Genomic DNA, 15,659 nt, shown 5'->3' on the forward strand with positions numbered 1-15,659 from the left:
TTCAAGAAATGACATCCTCGGGTGCGAAGCACGTCGGCAATATCGCGGGGATCATCGCGGGCACCGTCGCGGCGGTCACCAAGGAGATCGGTGACTGGATGACCGACGCGATCGAGATGCGGGAGGCCGCCGCGGCCGCCCGGCGCGACGCCGAGGCCAAGCGGGAGGTCGATCTCGATCTCGATCGCGACCCCGAGCCGCCCGCGCCGCAGCCTGCGGCGGCCACCGAGGCGCCGTTCGTCGACGCCGAGGTGGTCGAGCCGGGGGTCGACGAGCCCCGCTGATCACCACACCGGCAGCCTGCGCCGGTGTTCGATCACATCGGTGATCAGATCCCGATACCCGTCGGTCAACTCGGCGAGCCTGCACCACTGCAGGTGGGCTTCCCCGTCCACCTGCACCGGGTAGGTCCGCCGCTGCGGCGATCTCCGCAGAGCCCGTTGTGCCGCAATCCATTTCGCCGCCAGCCGATCGATCACCGCGCCGAGCGTCTCGGTGTGCAGCGAGGCGCCGCCGCGGTGCTCGACATTGTCGGCGACCCACGCGTCGATGCGTCCGACCAGCTCGGCCCGATCCCCATCGATGTCCTCGACCAGCAGGCTGCACGCCGCGACCCGACCCTCCGGCGCGTCCGGCGCGTGCGCCGCATCGATGGCCTTGCTGCGCCGCTCGTGACACTCGACGAGTTGCCGGGCGGCGTTGAGCACGCTGTGCTGAAGCCGGCTCGGATCGTCGGACTCGCGGAAGGCGCGCAGTAGTTCGGCGGGCGGCGGTAACTCTGCGGTCCCGTTACGGACGCCTGCGTATTCGGTCGGCATGTGCGTACACCCCTGCGGTAACGATCCCATTCTGGATGCGCCAGGGCCGAGGGGGATTTCGGGGAGGGGCACCCCTCGGCCCCGGCGCAGCCCCGCGCTCGGACGTCCCCCCACAGTCCACCAGCACGGCAAAGTAACCGGGAAATCCGCGACGATGCGATGAGGAAGACGCCCCGAGAAATCGGGACTCTTTCAGGAAAGCGCGGTTGCCGAACCGGCGCAATAGTATGGTGTACGAAACCCGTGAGCCGCTGGTAAATCGTTATGCTCCGTTACGGCAAGGTCACGCGCGGACACCGTCGGCATTACCGACAAAAGCAAGCGGGCGGTCCGTACGTGTGCGACCACCGACGCGAACGCGGTGACGGGCGATCCCGACTATCGCGGGCCGGGGCCGTGAGCGCATGGGCAGCAACCGGTTCGGCGCGGCGGCTGCGCGGGCCCGGTGGATCGGCTAGCCTCGATGTTCGTGCCCGCCTACGTGTCATCACCCGAGCTGACGTTCGGGTTCATGTTCGCGCTGGAAGACCCCGAGCGAATCGGAGAGGTCGTGCGCACGCTCATCGTTCGCAAGACCGTGTCGGTATTCCGGCTCGCTCGGCTTTCCGACGACGACGGACCACCCGAGCGATATGTGGTGAACTGGGCCGCGATACCGCAGATTTCGATCACCACCGAGGCTCCCGCCCGTGATGAACTCGAGTCCCAGCGCATCATGCTGGTCAGCGCCTTCCTCAGCGAGGACGGCGAAGTGAGCCTGTATTCGGCGCAGGGCAGCGGGCCGCCGGCCTAGGGTGCGCGCCGGATAGGACTTCGGCGCACGGGCTAGGCCGCCCACTCCGGAACGCCGAACAGCGCCAGCGTGATCTGGTACAGATGTGCACCCAGACTCGGCAGTGCTTGCGCCCCAGGCCCTTCCAGGCAGTCGCGGATGCGGTCGTCGACGGCGCCGATGAGCGCGTCGAAGATGTCGGCGGGGATGTCCACCGGGATGTCGCCCTCGGCGCGGCCGATGCGGAACGCGGCGTGCATGCGGTGGGCGAGCAGGGTTTTCATCCGACGGCGCTGCTCGGCGACGATGGGCCCGGCGACCAGGCATTCGATGTGCAGCGCGCGGGCGTAGACGCCGTTGTCGGCCAGCACCTGGAGGTAGGTGTCCAAGGTTGTCCGGATGAGCGCCCGCCACTCGGCACGCGGCGTCGCCTGCACGCTGCGATCCAGTTCGCCGAGCACCAGTCCCACCGCGGCCTCGAAGGCCTCGGCGAAGCAGTCGTCGCGGCCGCGGAACAGCTCGTAGAACGTGCGCCGCGACACGTTCGCGCGGGCCACGATGTCGCCGACAGTCGTTGCCGCGTAACCACGTTCGGCCACCGCCTCCAGCACGCCGAGGTAGGCGCGCATGCGTTGCGAGTGGGCGACCGCCTCCGGCGCCATGCCGTGGGTGCCCCGCGGTAGACGGCCACGGTCGACACCGGCTTCGAGTCCCATGTTCTGAGGATAGACACCTGCTCCGTACAGAAATTCGCTTCGCAGCCGGCAGAAATCGCACTCGACGACCCGTCCGGTCCGAAGCGTTGATCCGGCTGGTCAACAGGTTCGACGCCGGCATCGCGGACCCGCTGGCGCCGCGACCCTCCTGCTCGGCCCGTCCGCGCCCGGCTTCGTGCACGCGCCGTTGAGCGGGCAGCTGGTCAACCGCGGACCACGGCCCGCAGTATGTGCGGACCGGGACGCTCCGGGGTGTCGACCGCAGCGCCTGCGTATCGGACGGCGGTCGCGGTGGGGCCGAGGTCCTCGGCGACCTCGAAACCGGCGCGGTGCAGTTCGCCGGCGATGTCCTCGGGGGAGAAGAAGCTGAGCCAGCGTTCGTTGATCTGGGCGAGGCGCTGCTTGCGGAACTCCGCGGCGGCGTGTTCCTCCGGGGTGGAGGGAACCACGGGCTCGGCGTAGTCGAGGACGAGCTGGCTGCCCGCGGCCAGCGTGCCCAGGTAGTGCAGAGTCGCTTGGATGGCGCTCTCGGTGAGATAGACCGTGACACCGAGCCAGATGACGAAGGCGGGCACGGCCGGGTCGAAATCCGTTGCGGCGAGGGCCTGATCGAGGGTCTGGTGTTCGAAGTCGGCCGGGACGTAGGTCAGCGAGGCCGGCACCGCAATGTCGGCGTCGCGCAAGCGCTGCCGCTTCCACTCCTGGGTGTCGGGGTGGTCGATTTCGAAGACCCGCAGTCGCGGGTGCGGGTTGCGGTAGGCGAAGGTGTCGAGCCCGGCGCCGAGAATCACGGCCTGGGTCGTGCCCGCGGCGACCGCCTCGGCCAGCGCGTCCTCGGCGAAACGTGAACGGGCGGCGACCAATAGGCGGACCTGGCCGTGCAGGTCGCGGTCGAAGAAGGTGTCGGTGAGCTCGGGCATGCGGCCGAGGATGGGCACCGCGAGCGGGTCGTGGAAGACGCGGCCGGCGTCGGCCAGCTGATGATGTGCGCGGTAGATCGCGGCGCCGAGCGCGGTGCGGCTCGGTTCTCCCGTCTGCATAGGGCGTTCCTTTCCATGCTGCGGCCGAGCCTACCGGCGAGGGCGGCGCCGCGTCAGCGCGCGGATTCGTAGATGCGGCGCACCACGTCCTCGATCTCCGGCTCCTCGATGGACAGGTCGCGCACCTCGGCTCGCACCGAGACGAGCGCGAGTAGCTGTGCGGCGGTGGTCTTTTCGGGGTCGAAGGCCAGGCGCTGGCGCATTCCGCCTGCCTCGGAGGAGAGCAGTTGCGCGCAGGGCAGGTCGTCGAGGTCGGGCGTCGGCTCGGCGAGGTCGGCGACGAGCACCCGCCTGGCGCCGACCGTGGCGGCCAGCCCGGTCAGCGATCCGTCGTAGACGAGGCGGCCGTGGTCCACGACGAGCACACGGCCGCAGAGCCTTTCGATGTCGCCCATGTCGTGCGTGGTGAGCAGGAGGGTGGTGCCCCGGTCGGCGCGTTCGGCGCGCAGGAATTCGCGCAGGCGCTGCTTCGACAGCACGTCCAGGCCGATGGTCGGCTCGTCCAGGATGACCAGCTCCGGCGAGTGCAGCAGGGCCGCGGCCACTTCCGCGCGCATGCGCTGGCCGAGGGAGAGCTGCCGCACCGGCGTGTCCAGGGTGTCGGCCATCTCCAACTGCTCGACGAGCTCGTGCCTGCGCTTGCCCGCGACGTCCGGGTCGAGCCGGTGGATGGCCGCGAGAATCGAGAACGACTCGCGCAGCGGCAGATCCCACCAGAGCTGGGACCGCTGCCCGAACACCACGCCGATCCGCGTGGCCAGTTCGCGCCGCTGCCGGACCGGCTCCAGCCCGCAGGTGCGCACGCTGCCCGAGGTCGGCACCAGGATGCCGGTGAGCATCTTGATCGTGGTGGACTTGCCCGCCCCGTTCGCGCCGATATAGCCGACCGCCGCGCCGCGTTCGATCCGGAACGACATCCGGTCCACCGCGGTCAGCGTCTCCCGGCGGCGCCAGCGGCGTCCGTCCTTACGGGAGATGGTGAATTGCCTTGTGAGATCCGCGATGTCGATGATCGCGTCCGGGGAACCGTTGTCCGCCACGTTATCCGCCGCCTCCCTGATAGTGCCGAGTACCGAATCGCCAGCAGGCCAGCGCGATCGCCCACACCCAGAGCACCGCGACGGGGGTCAGCCACGCCAGCCAGGCGGGCAACAGCGGTGGACCGGGCAGGTGCAGCAGCGCGATGGTCGGCAGGTAGGCGGTGAAGCTCACCGGGATGGCGAAGCCGAACAAGACTCGCAGCGGCATGGGGAAGACCGAGGCGGGCTGCACCGCGGCGAACGAGCCGCCGTAGGTGAAGCTGTTGGTGAGTTCGGCGCCGTCGATCAGATAGAACTGCAGGCCGGCCGCGCACACGAAGACGCCGCCGAACAGGGCCACCCCGCCGAGCATCGTCAGCGCCACCAGGGCGACCGCGACCGGGCTCCACTCGATGTCATTGCGCCAGAACCCGATTCCGAGCACCACGAGCGCGACGCCGGCCCGCGCGAACCGCCGCAGCGAGATATCGCTGGTGATGAGCTGGAGCAGCAGCGGCTGTGGACGCAGGTGATACGCGTCGAGCTGCCCCATCCGGATGAGCGTCGGCAGCGTGTCGAGGTGGCCGAACAAGACCTGGGCCAGCGCGAAGGTCGACTGGCCGAAGCCGAACAGCAGCAGGGCCGCGTTCAGATCGAGGCCGCCGAGCACCCGGACGTTGTGGAAGATCACCCACACCTCGGCGAACTCCACGAGGCCGATGAGGAACGCGCCGAACACCTCGCTGGCGAACGACACCCGATAGGACTGCTGGGCCCGGATCCTGGAGCGCAGCACCGCCACGTACGGCGTGAACCGGTTCCCGGCTCGCGCCACGACCGGCTCAGCCACCCTGCACCTCCAGCTTGCGTCGCCCCGCGCGCAGCATGACCCGGCCGACCGCGCCGATCGCGACCACCCAGAACACCTGCGCCGCAACCACGCCCACCGCCGCCGCACCGGTGACCCGGCCGGACAGCACATCGATCGGCGACTGCAAAATCGAGGGAAACGGCGTGGCCTGGGCGACGGCGCGCAGCCAGGCGGGGAACATGTGCACCGGCACGAACAGTCCGGCGAGGAAGGTGCCGACGATCTGATACACCACGCGCAGGCCGCGGGTCTCGACCAGCCAGAAACCGGCCAGCGCGACGGCGAACAGGCACAGGAACGAGATGGCGACGGCGAGCGTCACGCTGACCGCGCCGAGCAGGTAGGGCATCGGCGTGGTCGGCATGGCGAGGCCGAAGGTGAGCACGCCGATCAGCACGCTCGGCACCCCGCGCGGCAGGATGGTGCACGCCGCGCGGCCGAGATCTCCGGCGAGATAACCGAATTGGACGTCGACGGGGCGCAGGAAATCGATCGCGATGTCGCCGTTCTTCACCCGGTCGGCCAGGTCCAGCGGCGGACCCATGAACTGCATCGCCCCGAGCAGACCCTGGGAGAGCCACACGTACGCGCCGATCGAGCCCTCGCTGTAGCCGCCGAAATCGCCGGTGGCCCGCACCGCCGCGAGCATCACCGCCGCGCGCACGAAGCCGAACACGCAGTTGGTGAACAGCCCGGCGAACATGGCCAGCTTGTACTGTGATTGCCGCCGGAAACCCGCGCGAACGAGGTGCCAATACACCGCGACGCCGCGCCACGGAGACCCGATCGCGACGAGCCGCTCGCTCCCACCCACTCTGTCGCGCACGAAGAGTCGAGCTTAGTGCAATTCGCGCCGCAGGGGAAGCGCGGCGCGCGCCGCCACGGCTTCCGCATGACATTGTGCGCGATGGTTGCCATACTCGGGCGGAACGGACTCGCGAGGATCGGACGCAGGGTGTCCGGGTCGCGCAGTAGGCTTGTCATCGAATCATGTCGCGGTAGCGAAAGACTGGGAACCCGGGAGGGGAACGGTGGACACGCTGAAGCTGGATCCGGCGGCGGTGGCCGCATACACCGCGATCGCGGACGCGGTCTCCCGACAACTGGCCTCGGCGGCGGCGGTCGCCTCCGGGGCGGTGAACCAAGAGCAGCTGACCGCCGACCTCGGCCTGGTCGGCGCGGATTTCGCGGCGCGATTCACCACGGCGGTGTCCGAACACGCTCAGGCGCTGTCCACGGCGGGACAACTCGTCGGCACCTATGGTCAGATCCTGCGCGGCTACAGCGCCGACATGCAGGGCGTCGACGTCGACACCGCGGGCGCCATCACCCGGACAGGGGAGTCGCTGACATGAGAAGCCTCACCGGACTACGCAGGCGCCCGGCGGCGGCCCCCGCCCGCACCGAGACCCCCACGCAGGCCGCCTATTCCGACCCCACCGTGGATCCGCCGATCGTCGCCGCGCTGGTCCGCCCGCTGCTGCAACTGCGATCCACCCTCGGCACCGGCGTCGGCGTGCCGAACCAGACCGCGACCAGCGCGCTGTCGTCCGCGTCCACCCAGGCCGCCGACGTGGAGGGCCCGCACCGCGACGGCCTGCACGCGCTGGAGTCGACGTGGACCTCGCGCGGCGCCGACGCCGCGGTGCCCGCGCTGCGCACCACCCAGACCGAGATCGGCGAGATCTCCGACCGTGGACCGGCTTACCTCAGCGTGCTCGGCGACGCGCACGCCACCAGCGCCCGCGCCGCGCGCACGGTGGACCAGATCATCGCCGACTTCCGCCGCGACGCGCGCGAGATCCTGGGCAACGCCACCGCCGCGCCGGACACCGACGCGGTGATCGCGCGGGCGACGCAGGCCCTGCGCGACGCGCTCACCACGGTGAACGTCGCGCAGACCGAGATGGACGACCACAGCAGGCGCTTGGACCAGATGGGCCCGCTGACGGTCACCCAGCCCACCGGCGTCACCGCCGCTCAGCCCGGCGCCACCGGGCAGTTCATCCCCGGTGGCACAAGCCAATTCGTGCCCGGCACCACCACGCCCGGCATCGGGGGCACCGTCCCCGGCATCGGCGGCACCGCGCAGCAGCCGATGGATCCGGCGCTGGCCGCGCAACTCCAGCTCCAGCAGCAGCTCATCAACGCGGGCGTGCAGGTCGGCACCGCGGCCATCAACGCGGGCGTCGACATCGGCACCAACATCATCGACAAGATCGCCGGTGTCGGCACGCACATCGTCGACAAGATCGCCGACGTCGGCACGCACGCCATCGACACGGTGGCGGCGGGCGCGGACAAGGCGGTGACCGAGGCGATCCGCCCCGGCAGCACCACCGGCGACCAGTCGAGCAGCTCGAGCAGTTCCGCGAACTCGAGCACCTCGCCGAAGCTCTTCGATTTCGGTGCGGGAGCGCGTCCCTCGACGCCGACGCCGCCGACCGGCCCCGGCACGGTGGTCCCGCCCGCGCAGAACGGATCCGCGCCCTCGGCGAGGGTGGAGGCCGCGCCGCCGCCGGAGTCGAGGCCCGCGCCCGCTCCGGTGCAGGAGGCGCCCGCGCCGTCGGACACGCCGTCGCGCTCCGCCAATCCCGACCAGCAGTCCCATTCCGGCACCGGGGGCGGCGTGGCGATGCCACCGCCGCCGCGCGCCGACGACCCGGAGCACAAGCCCAAGGACGGTCAGCTCGGCGTCACCGTGCCCACCGCGGCGGTCGCGGTGACGCCGGTGCTCGGCGACTACGACGATGACACCCTCTGACCCGAACCCGCCGAATCGCCAACCGGGGCAAGACAATCCGTTCGACATGGGCCTGCCCATGCTGCGCACACCCACCGGCAAGGCCAAGAAGCGGCGGCGCCCCACCGGTCGCCGCACGCCGGTGCGCCGCCGAGATCCGGAGGTCGCCGTGTCCGAGCCGCCGACGCGGGGCAATCCGCCGACGCAGGGCGGTGCGCCGGCCCAGGGCACTACGGGCCGGCCGCGGCCGACCGGGGACTGGGAGCAGTGGCTCGACCCGCCGCGCGCGGCCGAGCCACCGCCGCCGACCGAACCGGAACGCAGGCGAATTCGCGCCGAGGAGTACGAGCCCGAGCGCGGCGACGAGGAGGTCACCCCGCCGCCGGCCATCATCAATCGGTCCGGCATCCACCCCGGCGTCCCGCTGCGCCACCCCACCCGGCGACGCGATCAGCAGCGCGGCAACAAACTGCTCGCGGTCCTGATCGTGCTCGGCGTCGGGATCGCGGTGGTCTCGATCCTGTTCACCGCCGTGCACGGGTTCGGCAAGCGCGACAGCCCTTCCGTCGCGGCCACCGCTACCGGCACCGTGCCCGCGACCGGGCAGACCCAGAACTCCGCGAAAACGTCCGCGGCTCAGACCACGACGGTGCCCGCGCAGCCCGCGGCCATCGCGACCCAGGGGTGCGAACAGAAGCGCACCCCCGACACCGTCTCCGGCACCGATCCGGGCGGCACCGCCAACGGCCCGGACGCCATCCTCGCCTTCGAGTACGCCTACTACGTCGAGCGCTCCGGTTATCGTGCCCGCGCCGTGGTGGCCGACAACGCCATCGTGTCGCCCGCCGAGCAGATCCAGCGTGGCATCAACCAGATTCCCATGGGCACCCGCTACTGCGTGCAGATCACTCAGGCGCGCGACGGCGACGACGGACTCGCGCACTGGGAAGTAAAACTCACTCAGCAATATCCGGGCGAGCAACCCAAAACGTTCACCCAGCTCATCACCACCCGTACCCTCGCGTCGCGCACGTTGATCACCGCGATCGTCTCGGCCTGAAAGTCTTTCGCGTAGTTCACGAATTCGCGGGTGTCGGCGATACCGGGTTACTGTTGATTTATCGCGGTGCGCGACAATTGACGAATAAGGGTTCCGGCGTCGTGTCCTGTGGCGTGTCGGTGATCGCGGTCGAGCGCGAGGGCCATGGGGCACTTGTTTGCCGGTCGGCTCTCTGCGATGGTGGTGCATACCTCGGATAGTTCGATTTTTTATCAGTTCAATGGAGAAGGCGGGTCGGCAGATGATGTCGGTACTGTGGATCACCCTGCCTTACAGCGCGTTTCTGTCTTTCCTGGTCGGCCACCTGTGGCGTTACCGGCACGATCGATTCGGCTGGAACAACGCCTTTCCGGAAACCGATCGGGCGCATCGGTTCGGGGCTACGGCGTTTCGCATCGGATTGGCCGGCGTCATCGCCGCGCGAGTCACCGATATGTTCGCGTCCGGCCCGCATTCTCAGCCCGAGGGACCGATCTATCTCGCCATTACGGTCGTCGAGATATGCGCGCTGGCTATCGCGTCGCTCGGCGCGGTATTGCTTTTCGTCCCGGATATGATCGGCAGCCCCGCCCGGCCGGTGGTGAGCCCGCTGGACCGCGTCACCTTCCCCATGCTGGTGGCCGGATTGCTGACCTGGGTGGCCATCAAGTTCGACCCGAACTCCTCGGACAACGGATACCGCACGGCGGAAACGCTTTTCGCGTGGTTCCGGTCGCTGTTCAGCCTGCACCCGAACCCCGGGGCCATGGAGCGCGCCCCGCTCATCTACCAGGTCCGCGGCCTGGTGCTGATGCTGTTCATCGCGATCTGGCCCTACACCCGCCTCGCGAGCATCGTCGCGGATCCGGTGTACCGGCTGGCCCGGCGTGTGCGCCCCTCGAGCCCGGTCGGGCCTGCCCGTGAGCTGTCCGCACCGCAGCGGCGGTGACCTGCTGACGGGCCGAGACGACCTGTCGCCCAATGGGTTCCGTGGCGGCGGAAGTATCCGCCGCGATCCGCGATCTCGGTGAGGCGTAAAGAAGTACAAGACCGACCAGTGTGCGCCATACTGCTGATCGGACACAGCGACAGCTCGCCAGGCCTTACGCACTGCCACAGCTGTTCGGCGGACGAAAGGCGGCTCCATGGGCAGCGAGCAACTCGACGCGGTCGGCTCGATCGAGCGCCGCACCATCGAGGTCATCCCCGACGACGAACGCCACGGCACCCCGGTCAACCAGTTCACCCTCTGGTTCGGGGCGAACATGCAGATCACCGCGGTCGTCGACGGCGCGCTCGCGGTGGTGTTCGGCGCCGACGCGCTGTGGGCGATCGTCGGCCTGCTCATCGGGAACGTCCTCGGCGGCGTCGTGATGGCGCTGCACTCCGCGCAGGGGCCCCGGCTCGGCCTGCCCCAAATGATCTCCAGCCGAGCGCAGTTCGGCGTCTTCGGCGCGGTGCTGCCGCTGCTGCTCGTCGTCGTGATGTACCTCGGCTTCGCCGCGACGGGCACGGTGCTCGCCGGTCAGGCGGTGAACAAGATCCTGCACATCGATGACGCGACGGTCGGCATTCTGGTCTTCGGCGCGCTCACCGCGGTGGTGGCGGTGACCGGCTACCGGCTGATTCATGTGGTCGGCCGGATCGCCACCGTGGTCGGCGCGGTCGGGTTCACTTATCTCGCTATTCGCCTGTTCACTCAGTACGACGTCGGCGCCTACGTCGGCGTCAAGTCGTTCGACATGGTGACCTTCGTCCTGGCGATCTCGCTCGGCGCGGGCTGGCAACTGACCTTCGGCCCCTACGTCGCGGACTACTCGCGCTACCTGCCGCGCTCGACCAGCGACCGGACCGCCTTTCTGGCGACCTTCGCGGGCAGCGTGCTCGGCTCGCAGTGGTCGATGACGTTCGGCGCGCTGGTGGCCGCGGTGGCGGGCAAGGCGTTCCTCGGCAACCAGGTCGGCTTCATCGGCGACCTCGCCGGCCCGTCCGCGCTCGCGCTGCTGATCTACCTGGTGATCGTGGTCGGCAAGCTGACGGTGAACTGCCTCAACGCCTACGGCGGGTTCATGTCCATCCTGACCTCGGTCACCGCCTTCAACCGCCGGTCGCACACCACGCCGTTCGCGCGCGCGGCCTACATCGTGGGCTTCACCGCGGTCTCGATGCTCGTCGCGATCGCGGCCAGCGCCGACTTCCTCGGCAACTTCAAAAATTTCGTGCTCACCCTGCTGATGGTGTTCACGCCGTGGAGCGCGATCAACCTGATCGACTACTACCTGATCTCGCGCGAACGCATCGACATTCCGGCGCTGTACGACCCGGACGGCCGCTACGGCCGCTGGAACGTCACCGCGCTGGCCTGCTACACCCTCGGCGTGCTCGCCCAGATCCCGTTCCTCGCCCAGCAGCTCTACACCGGCCCGATCACCGAAAAGCTAGGCGGCGCTGACATTTCCTGGATCGTCGGCATCGCGTTCACGGCCGCGATCTACTACCCGCTCGCCCGCCGCACCGGCAACCCGCCGGATCGGATGATCTATCCGGCGGGCACCGTGCGAACCTCCGCCGACGCGTGAGTCAGACCCGCGCCCGGACGAACTTGTAGATCACCAGCAGGATGACCGCGCCGACGATCGCACCGAGGAACGCGTGGTTCACCGGCGGCTGCACGGTGAACTTGTGCGGCGCGAACACCATGCTGCCCAGCGTGCCGCCGACGTAGCCGCCGACGATGCCGAGCAGGATCGTGCCGATCCAGCCGAAGTTCTCCTTGCCCGGAACCAGCAGGCGCGCAATGGCTCCCGCGATGAGACCGATGATGATCATCGAGATGATGCCCATGATTTCCGCTCCTCGAGACGCACTGGGTGGCGCGCGACAGACGCCGCGACCAGTCTGCGCGCCCCCGGGGTTCCGCGCTCGGTAATCACCGGCCGTGTACGCATCAATTGCCGGGAGTTCACCTCGTCGGCGCGAGAACCCCTCGAGCGCGGGGGAATTCAGCTCGGGCGCAGGTCGGATACGCCGAGCAGGTTCGTCACCTGGTCGGCGGGCATCGGGTAGTGGAAGTGCCAGCCCTGAGCGGTGTCACAGCCGAGATCGCGCAGTTGTTCGGCCTGGTGGCGGGTTTCGACGCACTCGGCGGTGACGGTGAAGCCGAGGGCGTGGGTGAGGTCGATGATCGTCTCCAGCAGGAGCAGGTCGGTGGGGCTCGCGGTGTCGGGGGTGCGGATGCGCTGGATGAACGGGCCCGCGAGCTTGACCACATGCAGCGGAAGTTGGCCCAGATAGGCCAGATTGGAGTAGCCGGTGCCGAAATCGTCGATGGCGATGCGCACGCCCGCGTCGGCGAGGGTGTGCAGAGCGCGCAGCGGCCGGCCGGTGGTCTGCATGAAGGCCCGCTCGGTCAGTTCCAGCTGCAGCAGGCTCGCGTCCATGCCGGTCTCCGCGATGACCTGCTGCACGTGGTCGAGCCAGGCGGGGTCGGCCACCTCGGCGGCCGAGACGTTCACGCTGACGGTCGGGGTGTGCGGAAAACGGTCGTGCCACTCGCGACTGGCGCGGCACGCGGTCTCCAGGACCACCGCGCCGAGCGCGCCGATGTGCCCGTGATCCTCGGCGATATCGACGAACCGGGCCGGGCTGAGCACGCCGAGATCGGGGTGCCGCCAGCGCACCAGCGCCTCCACCGCGACGGTCTGCCCGTCCGCGAGCGAGACGATGGGCTGATAGTCGAGGAAGAACTCGCCGTGCCGCAGGGCCGACGGCATGGCCGCCGACAGCTCGGCGCTCGTGTGCTCGCGGCGCCCGCGCGCGGCGTCGAAGATCGCGAAGCGCCCCCGGCCCGCGGCCTTGGCCCAGTACATGCTGGTGTCGGCGGCTTGAAGAAACTCCCCGGTGGACAGGCGGTCGGCGCGCTCCTCCATGACGCCGATGCTCGCGGTGACCGTCAGCTGATGCTCGTGCACGTAGAAGGGCTGCGCCAAGGCGTGCAGCACGGTCTTGGCCACGTCGGCCATCTCCTCGACGCCGGTGGAATGCGGTACCAGCACGACGAATTCGTCGCCGCCCATGCGCGCGACGAGCTGATCCCTGCGCGAGACACAGGCATTCAGGCGGGCGGCGACCTGCGCGAGCAACTCGTCGCCGACCGCGTGACCGTAGGTGTCGTTGACGGTCTTGAAGTGATCGAGGTCGATGTAGCACAGGCCGACCCGGGCGCAGTCGGCGAAGGCGGCGGTGAGCGCGTCGAAGAAGCGGGAGCGGTTCGGCAGGCCGGTCAGCTGGTCGTGGTGGGCGCGGTACTGCAACCGTTCACGCAGGGCGCGGCGCTCGGAGACGTCCTCCACCAGCACCAGCGTGTACTGCGGCTGCCCGTGTTCGTCGCGGATGAGCGAGACGTTGATATGGGTCCACACGGTGCCGCCGTCGCGGTGCCGGTAGGCCTTTTCCAGCTGCACGTTGTCGTATTTGCCCGCGAGCACCCCGGCGTACTTCTGCCACATGTCGGGGCCGTCGTCGGGGTGGGTCAGGTCCGTGACCGAGAGTTCGCACATCTCCTCCGGCCGGTAGCCGAGCATGGCCGCGAAGGCATGGTTGACCTCGATGATCCGCCCGGTCATATCCGAGAGCCCGGTGCCGATCCCGGCCTGGGAGAACACCGCTCGCAGCCGGGCCTCGCTGGCCCGCAGCTTCTGCTCGACCTGGCGGCGCGCGGCGATGTCGGCGGCCCGCACGCTCTCCTGCTCGGCGAGCAACCACGCGCGGAAGGCGCGCAGATAACCGGTGGCAAAGGCGCCCAGCAACTCTGCGGCCAGCGCGGGCGACACCGCGTCCTCGCCGAGCAGGTGCGCGTTGAGCACGGCGAGGCTGCGGCCGAGGACCTCGTCGCCGACGAAGTGCGAGCGGGCGAGTTCGCCGCCGAGTTCGGCGACGCGATCGACGGAGGATTCACCGTGGGCGGCGGCGACGAATTTCTCGGCCAGGGTGGTCAGCAAACTGCGGGTTTCGGCCGAGCTCATGGGCACGACATGATTTCGCGGCCCGCCACCGAGTGCGGCCGCCCATTGCCCGGCCAGTTCCGCGTGCGGCCCGCCAGGATCTGAACCGCTCCCGGCATCCCACGCCATAAGCTCTGATGGTAGTCCGATTTGCGGTCTTCCGCCCAACTGCGCGCGGTCGCGAACCCCGCTACGATGACGATGCTTTCGTCGCCGGCGCGGTTGCCCGGCCTCGCACATCCGTGCTCGCGAGCGCAGTGCACGGTCTCGTGCCGCCGCGCTCGGCGAGCGTTGTGCACGGCCGCGCGCATTCGCGCTAGCAAGCGCATATTTCGAGAAGGGTTCACCACTGATGACCAGACCGAGTTGGGCTCCCGAGGGTATCGATCTGGATCGTCCCAGCGCCTCGCGCGTGTACGACTTCTTCGTCGGCGGCATGCACAACTTCGAGATCGATCGGACGCTGGCGCGCCAGATCGAGGCGTTCACCCCGAACGTCGCCGAAACCATGCGCGCCAACCGGGATTTGCTGCGTCGATGCGTGCGTTTTCTGGTCGACGCCGGCATTCATCAGTTCCTCGATATCGGCTCCGGCATCCCGACCGTCGGTAACGTGCACGAGGTGGCGCAGGCGGTAAACCCCTCGGCGCGAGTGGTTTACGTCGACATCGATCCCGTCGCGGTCGCGCACAGCCGGGCCATCCTCGACGGAAATCCGGCAGCGACCGTCGTCCATGCCGACATCTGCTCGCCGGACGCCATTCTGTCCGATCCGGAGGTGGCGCGGCTGCTCGACTTCGACCAGCCGGTCGCCGTGCTCATGCTCGGCGTGCTGCATTTCGTGCCCGATGACGCCGACCCCGCCGGGTGCGTGGCCCGCCTGCGCGATGTCGTCGCCCCCGGCAGCTACCTCGCCATCACCCACGCCACCGCCGACGGGCAACCCGACGAGGTGCTCGAGGCGCAGAAACTGTCCGGCCGCACCTCCACCGAGATCGTGCTGCGCGGCAAGCCCGAGATCGCCGAGTTCTTCCACGGCTGGACCCTCCTCGACCCCGGCCTCGTCCACCTCCCCCTCTGGCGCCCCGAGAACCCCTCCGACATAGGCGAACACCCCGAACGCTCCGGCGCCTACGGCGGCGTCGCCCGCAAGGACTGACGCGATCGCCTGAGCGGGAACCGGATTCACTGATCGCGGAGGATCAGGCGAGGGCGGTGGGGAGGGCGAACCAGCCGGTGGCGGGGTCGGCGTAGCCGTGGTAGGTGAGGCGGATGGGCTGGTCTATGGCGAAGTGGCGGTAGACGGCGAGCATGGTTCGGCGCATGGCGGCTTCGTGGAAGTCCTCGGTGCGGCGGAAGCCGATGGGGCGTTCGGGGAGTAGCGCGAGGCGGATCATCTCGGCCGGATCGTCCACGTCGAGGCCGACGGGGGCGGTGTCGGTGATGTGGCGGTCGTGCAGGATGGTGCGCGTCCGGGTGGGGTCGGGCGGGCCGGAGCGGAACGCTCGGAATTCGGGGTGGACGAGCGGGCCGGGGGTCGAGGCCGAGTCGGTTTGCACCAGCTCGACGAGCTCGGCGTCGAGGGTCGGCGCGGCCGTGCCGGGGGCGAGCGGATCCTGTTCGAGCAGGTGCAGGATG

The 15,659-nt window shown here is 69.3% G+C and carries 17 protein-coding genes; 8 read left to right on the forward strand and 9 right to left on the reverse strand.

Annotated elements, in window-relative coordinates:
• Positions 1 to 8 precede the first annotated feature (8 nt).
• Positions 9 to 284 carry a hypothetical protein gene (locus ON39_RS08085; RefSeq protein WP_246003083.1) on the forward strand — a complete coding sequence of 92 codons (276 nt, stop codon included), beginning with the start codon at positions 9 to 11 and terminating at the stop codon, positions 282 to 284.
• Here ON39_RS08085 and ON39_RS08090 read toward each other — a convergent pair whose 3' ends face one another.
• Positions 285 to 818 carry a DUF4254 domain-containing protein gene (locus ON39_RS08090; protein WP_051186399.1) on the reverse strand — a complete coding sequence of 178 codons (534 nt, stop codon included), beginning with the start codon at positions 816 to 818 and terminating at the stop codon, positions 285 to 287. It lies immediately after the preceding gene.
• Positions 819 to 1,281: 463 nt separating this feature from the next.
• On the opposite strand from ON39_RS08090, the gene ON39_RS08095 reads away from it, so the two are divergent.
• Positions 1,282 to 1,611 (forward strand): hypothetical protein, encoded by a 330-nt coding sequence (locus ON39_RS08095; RefSeq protein WP_083894313.1) that lies wholly within the window; start codon positions 1,282 to 1,284, stop codon positions 1,609 to 1,611.
• 32 nt (positions 1,612 to 1,643) lie between these two features.
• Here ON39_RS08095 and ON39_RS08100 read toward each other — a convergent pair whose 3' ends face one another.
• The 5 genes from ON39_RS08100 to ON39_RS50015 form a co-directional block, all read right to left on the reverse strand.
• On the reverse strand, positions 1,644 to 2,306 hold the full coding sequence (locus ON39_RS08100) for a TetR/AcrR family transcriptional regulator (RefSeq protein ID WP_040732654.1): 663 nt from the start codon (positions 2,304 to 2,306) through the stop codon (positions 1,644 to 1,646).
• 203 nt (positions 2,307 to 2,509) lie between these two features.
• A complete protein-coding gene (locus ON39_RS08105) occupies positions 2,510 to 3,346 on the reverse strand; it encodes a class I SAM-dependent methyltransferase (protein WP_040732655.1) in 837 nt (278 codons plus the stop codon).
• Between the two features lie 53 nt (positions 3,347 to 3,399).
• Positions 3,400 to 4,386: an ABC transporter ATP-binding protein gene (locus ON39_RS08110; protein WP_040732656.1), complete on the reverse strand. Its 987-nt coding sequence runs from the start codon at positions 4,384 to 4,386 to the stop codon at positions 3,400 to 3,402.
• 1 nt (position 4,387) lies between these two features.
• Positions 4,388 to 5,215, reverse strand: a complete 828-nt coding sequence (locus ON39_RS08115) for an ABC transporter permease (RefSeq protein WP_040732657.1) — start codon at positions 5,213 to 5,215, stop codon at positions 4,388 to 4,390.
• Positions 5,208 to 6,062 carry an ABC transporter permease gene (locus ON39_RS50015; RefSeq protein WP_246003084.1) on the reverse strand — a complete coding sequence of 285 codons (855 nt, stop codon included), beginning with the start codon at positions 6,060 to 6,062 and terminating at the stop codon, positions 5,208 to 5,210. Before ON39_RS50015 ends, ON39_RS08115 begins: the two co-directional genes overlap by 8 nt.
• 205 nt (positions 6,063 to 6,267) lie before the next feature.
• Between ON39_RS50015 and ON39_RS08125 the strand changes: the two genes are divergently transcribed.
• From ON39_RS08125 to ON39_RS08145, 5 genes are all read left to right on the forward strand, one after another.
• A complete protein-coding gene (locus ON39_RS08125; protein WP_040732658.1) occupies positions 6,268 to 6,591 on the forward strand; it encodes a hypothetical protein in 324 nt (107 codons plus the stop codon).
• Entirely contained in the window at positions 6,588 to 8,000 is a 1,413-nt protein-coding gene (locus tag ON39_RS08130; protein WP_040732659.1) for a hypothetical protein, read from the forward strand. Before ON39_RS08125 ends, ON39_RS08130 begins: the two co-directional genes overlap by 4 nt.
• Positions 7,987 to 9,039, forward strand: coding sequence for a DUF8176 domain-containing protein (locus ON39_RS45715; RefSeq protein WP_146251271.1), 1,053 nt, complete (start codon positions 7,987 to 7,989; stop codon positions 9,037 to 9,039). The genes ON39_RS08130 and ON39_RS45715 overlap by 14 nt, the downstream gene beginning before the upstream one ends.
• A 220-nt stretch (positions 9,040 to 9,259) precedes the next feature.
• Complete coding sequence (locus tag ON39_RS08140) at positions 9,260 to 9,967, forward strand: respiratory nitrate reductase subunit gamma (protein ID WP_040732660.1); 708 nt, start codon at positions 9,260 to 9,262, stop codon at positions 9,965 to 9,967.
• A 196-nt stretch (positions 9,968 to 10,163) separates the two neighbouring features.
• The gene (locus ON39_RS08145) at positions 10,164 to 11,597 is read left to right on the forward strand and encodes a purine-cytosine permease family protein (RefSeq protein ID WP_040732661.1); all 1,434 of its coding nucleotides are present in this window, start codon (positions 10,164 to 10,166) and stop codon (positions 11,595 to 11,597) included.
• Between the two features lies 1 nt (position 11,598).
• Here ON39_RS08145 and ON39_RS08150 read toward each other — a convergent pair whose 3' ends face one another.
• Complete coding sequence (locus ON39_RS08150) at positions 11,599 to 11,862, reverse strand: GlsB/YeaQ/YmgE family stress response membrane protein (RefSeq protein ID WP_040732662.1); 264 nt, start codon at positions 11,860 to 11,862, stop codon at positions 11,599 to 11,601.
• Between the two features lie 158 nt (positions 11,863 to 12,020).
• Entirely contained in the window at positions 12,021 to 14,042 is a 2,022-nt protein-coding gene (locus ON39_RS08155) for a putative bifunctional diguanylate cyclase/phosphodiesterase (RefSeq protein ID WP_246003085.1), read from the reverse strand.
• 331 nt (positions 14,043 to 14,373) lie between these two features.
• Between ON39_RS08155 and ON39_RS08160 the strand changes: the two genes are divergently transcribed.
• Positions 14,374 to 15,180, forward strand: coding sequence for an SAM-dependent methyltransferase (locus ON39_RS08160; protein ID WP_040732665.1), 807 nt, complete (start codon positions 14,374 to 14,376; stop codon positions 15,178 to 15,180).
• A 43-nt stretch (positions 15,181 to 15,223) separates the two neighbouring features.
• Here ON39_RS08160 and ON39_RS08165 read toward each other — a convergent pair.
• Positions 15,224 to 15,659: hypothetical protein (locus ON39_RS08165; protein ID WP_040732666.1), on the reverse strand; the 436-nt coding region annotated here is incomplete at its 5' end.

Origin of the sequence: Nocardia tenerifensis NBRC 101015 (assembly GCF_000308715.1) — a bacterium.
Lineage (GTDB): Bacteria > Actinomycetota > Actinomycetes > Mycobacteriales > Mycobacteriaceae > Nocardia > Nocardia tenerifensis.

Coding starts and splice junctions, on each gene's coding strand:
- ON39_RS08140 (WP_040732660.1), top strand. CDS start 9,260: ATGGAGAAGGCGGGTCGGCAGATGATGTCGGTACTGTGGATCACCCTG.
- ON39_RS45715 (WP_146251271.1), top strand. CDS start 7,987: ATGACACCCTCTGACCCGAACCCGCCGAATCGCCAACCGGGGCAAGAC.
- ON39_RS08155 (WP_246003085.1), bottom strand. CDS start 14,042: ATGAGCTCGGCCGAAACCCGCAGTTTGCTGACCACCCTGGCCGAGAAA.
- ON39_RS08150 (WP_040732662.1), bottom strand. CDS start 11,862: ATGGGCATCATCTCGATGATCATCATCGGTCTCATCGCGGGAGCCATT.
- ON39_RS08145 (WP_040732661.1), top strand. CDS start 10,164: ATGGGCAGCGAGCAACTCGACGCGGTCGGCTCGATCGAGCGCCGCACC.
- ON39_RS08130 (WP_040732659.1), top strand. CDS start 6,588: ATGAGAAGCCTCACCGGACTACGCAGGCGCCCGGCGGCGGCCCCCGCC.
- ON39_RS08085 (WP_246003083.1), top strand. CDS start 9: ATGACATCCTCGGGTGCGAAGCACGTCGGCAATATCGCGGGGATCATC.
- ON39_RS08095 (WP_083894313.1), top strand. CDS start 1,282: ATGTTCGTGCCCGCCTACGTGTCATCACCCGAGCTGACGTTCGGGTTC.
- ON39_RS08100 (WP_040732654.1), bottom strand. CDS start 2,306: ATGGGACTCGAAGCCGGTGTCGACCGTGGCCGTCTACCGCGGGGCACC.
- ON39_RS08090 (WP_051186399.1), bottom strand. CDS start 818: ATGCCGACCGAATACGCAGGCGTCCGTAACGGGACCGCAGAGTTACCG.
- ON39_RS08160 (WP_040732665.1), top strand. CDS start 14,374: ATGACCAGACCGAGTTGGGCTCCCGAGGGTATCGATCTGGATCGTCCC.
- ON39_RS08105 (WP_040732655.1), bottom strand. CDS start 3,346: ATGCAGACGGGAGAACCGAGCCGCACCGCGCTCGGCGCCGCGATCTAC.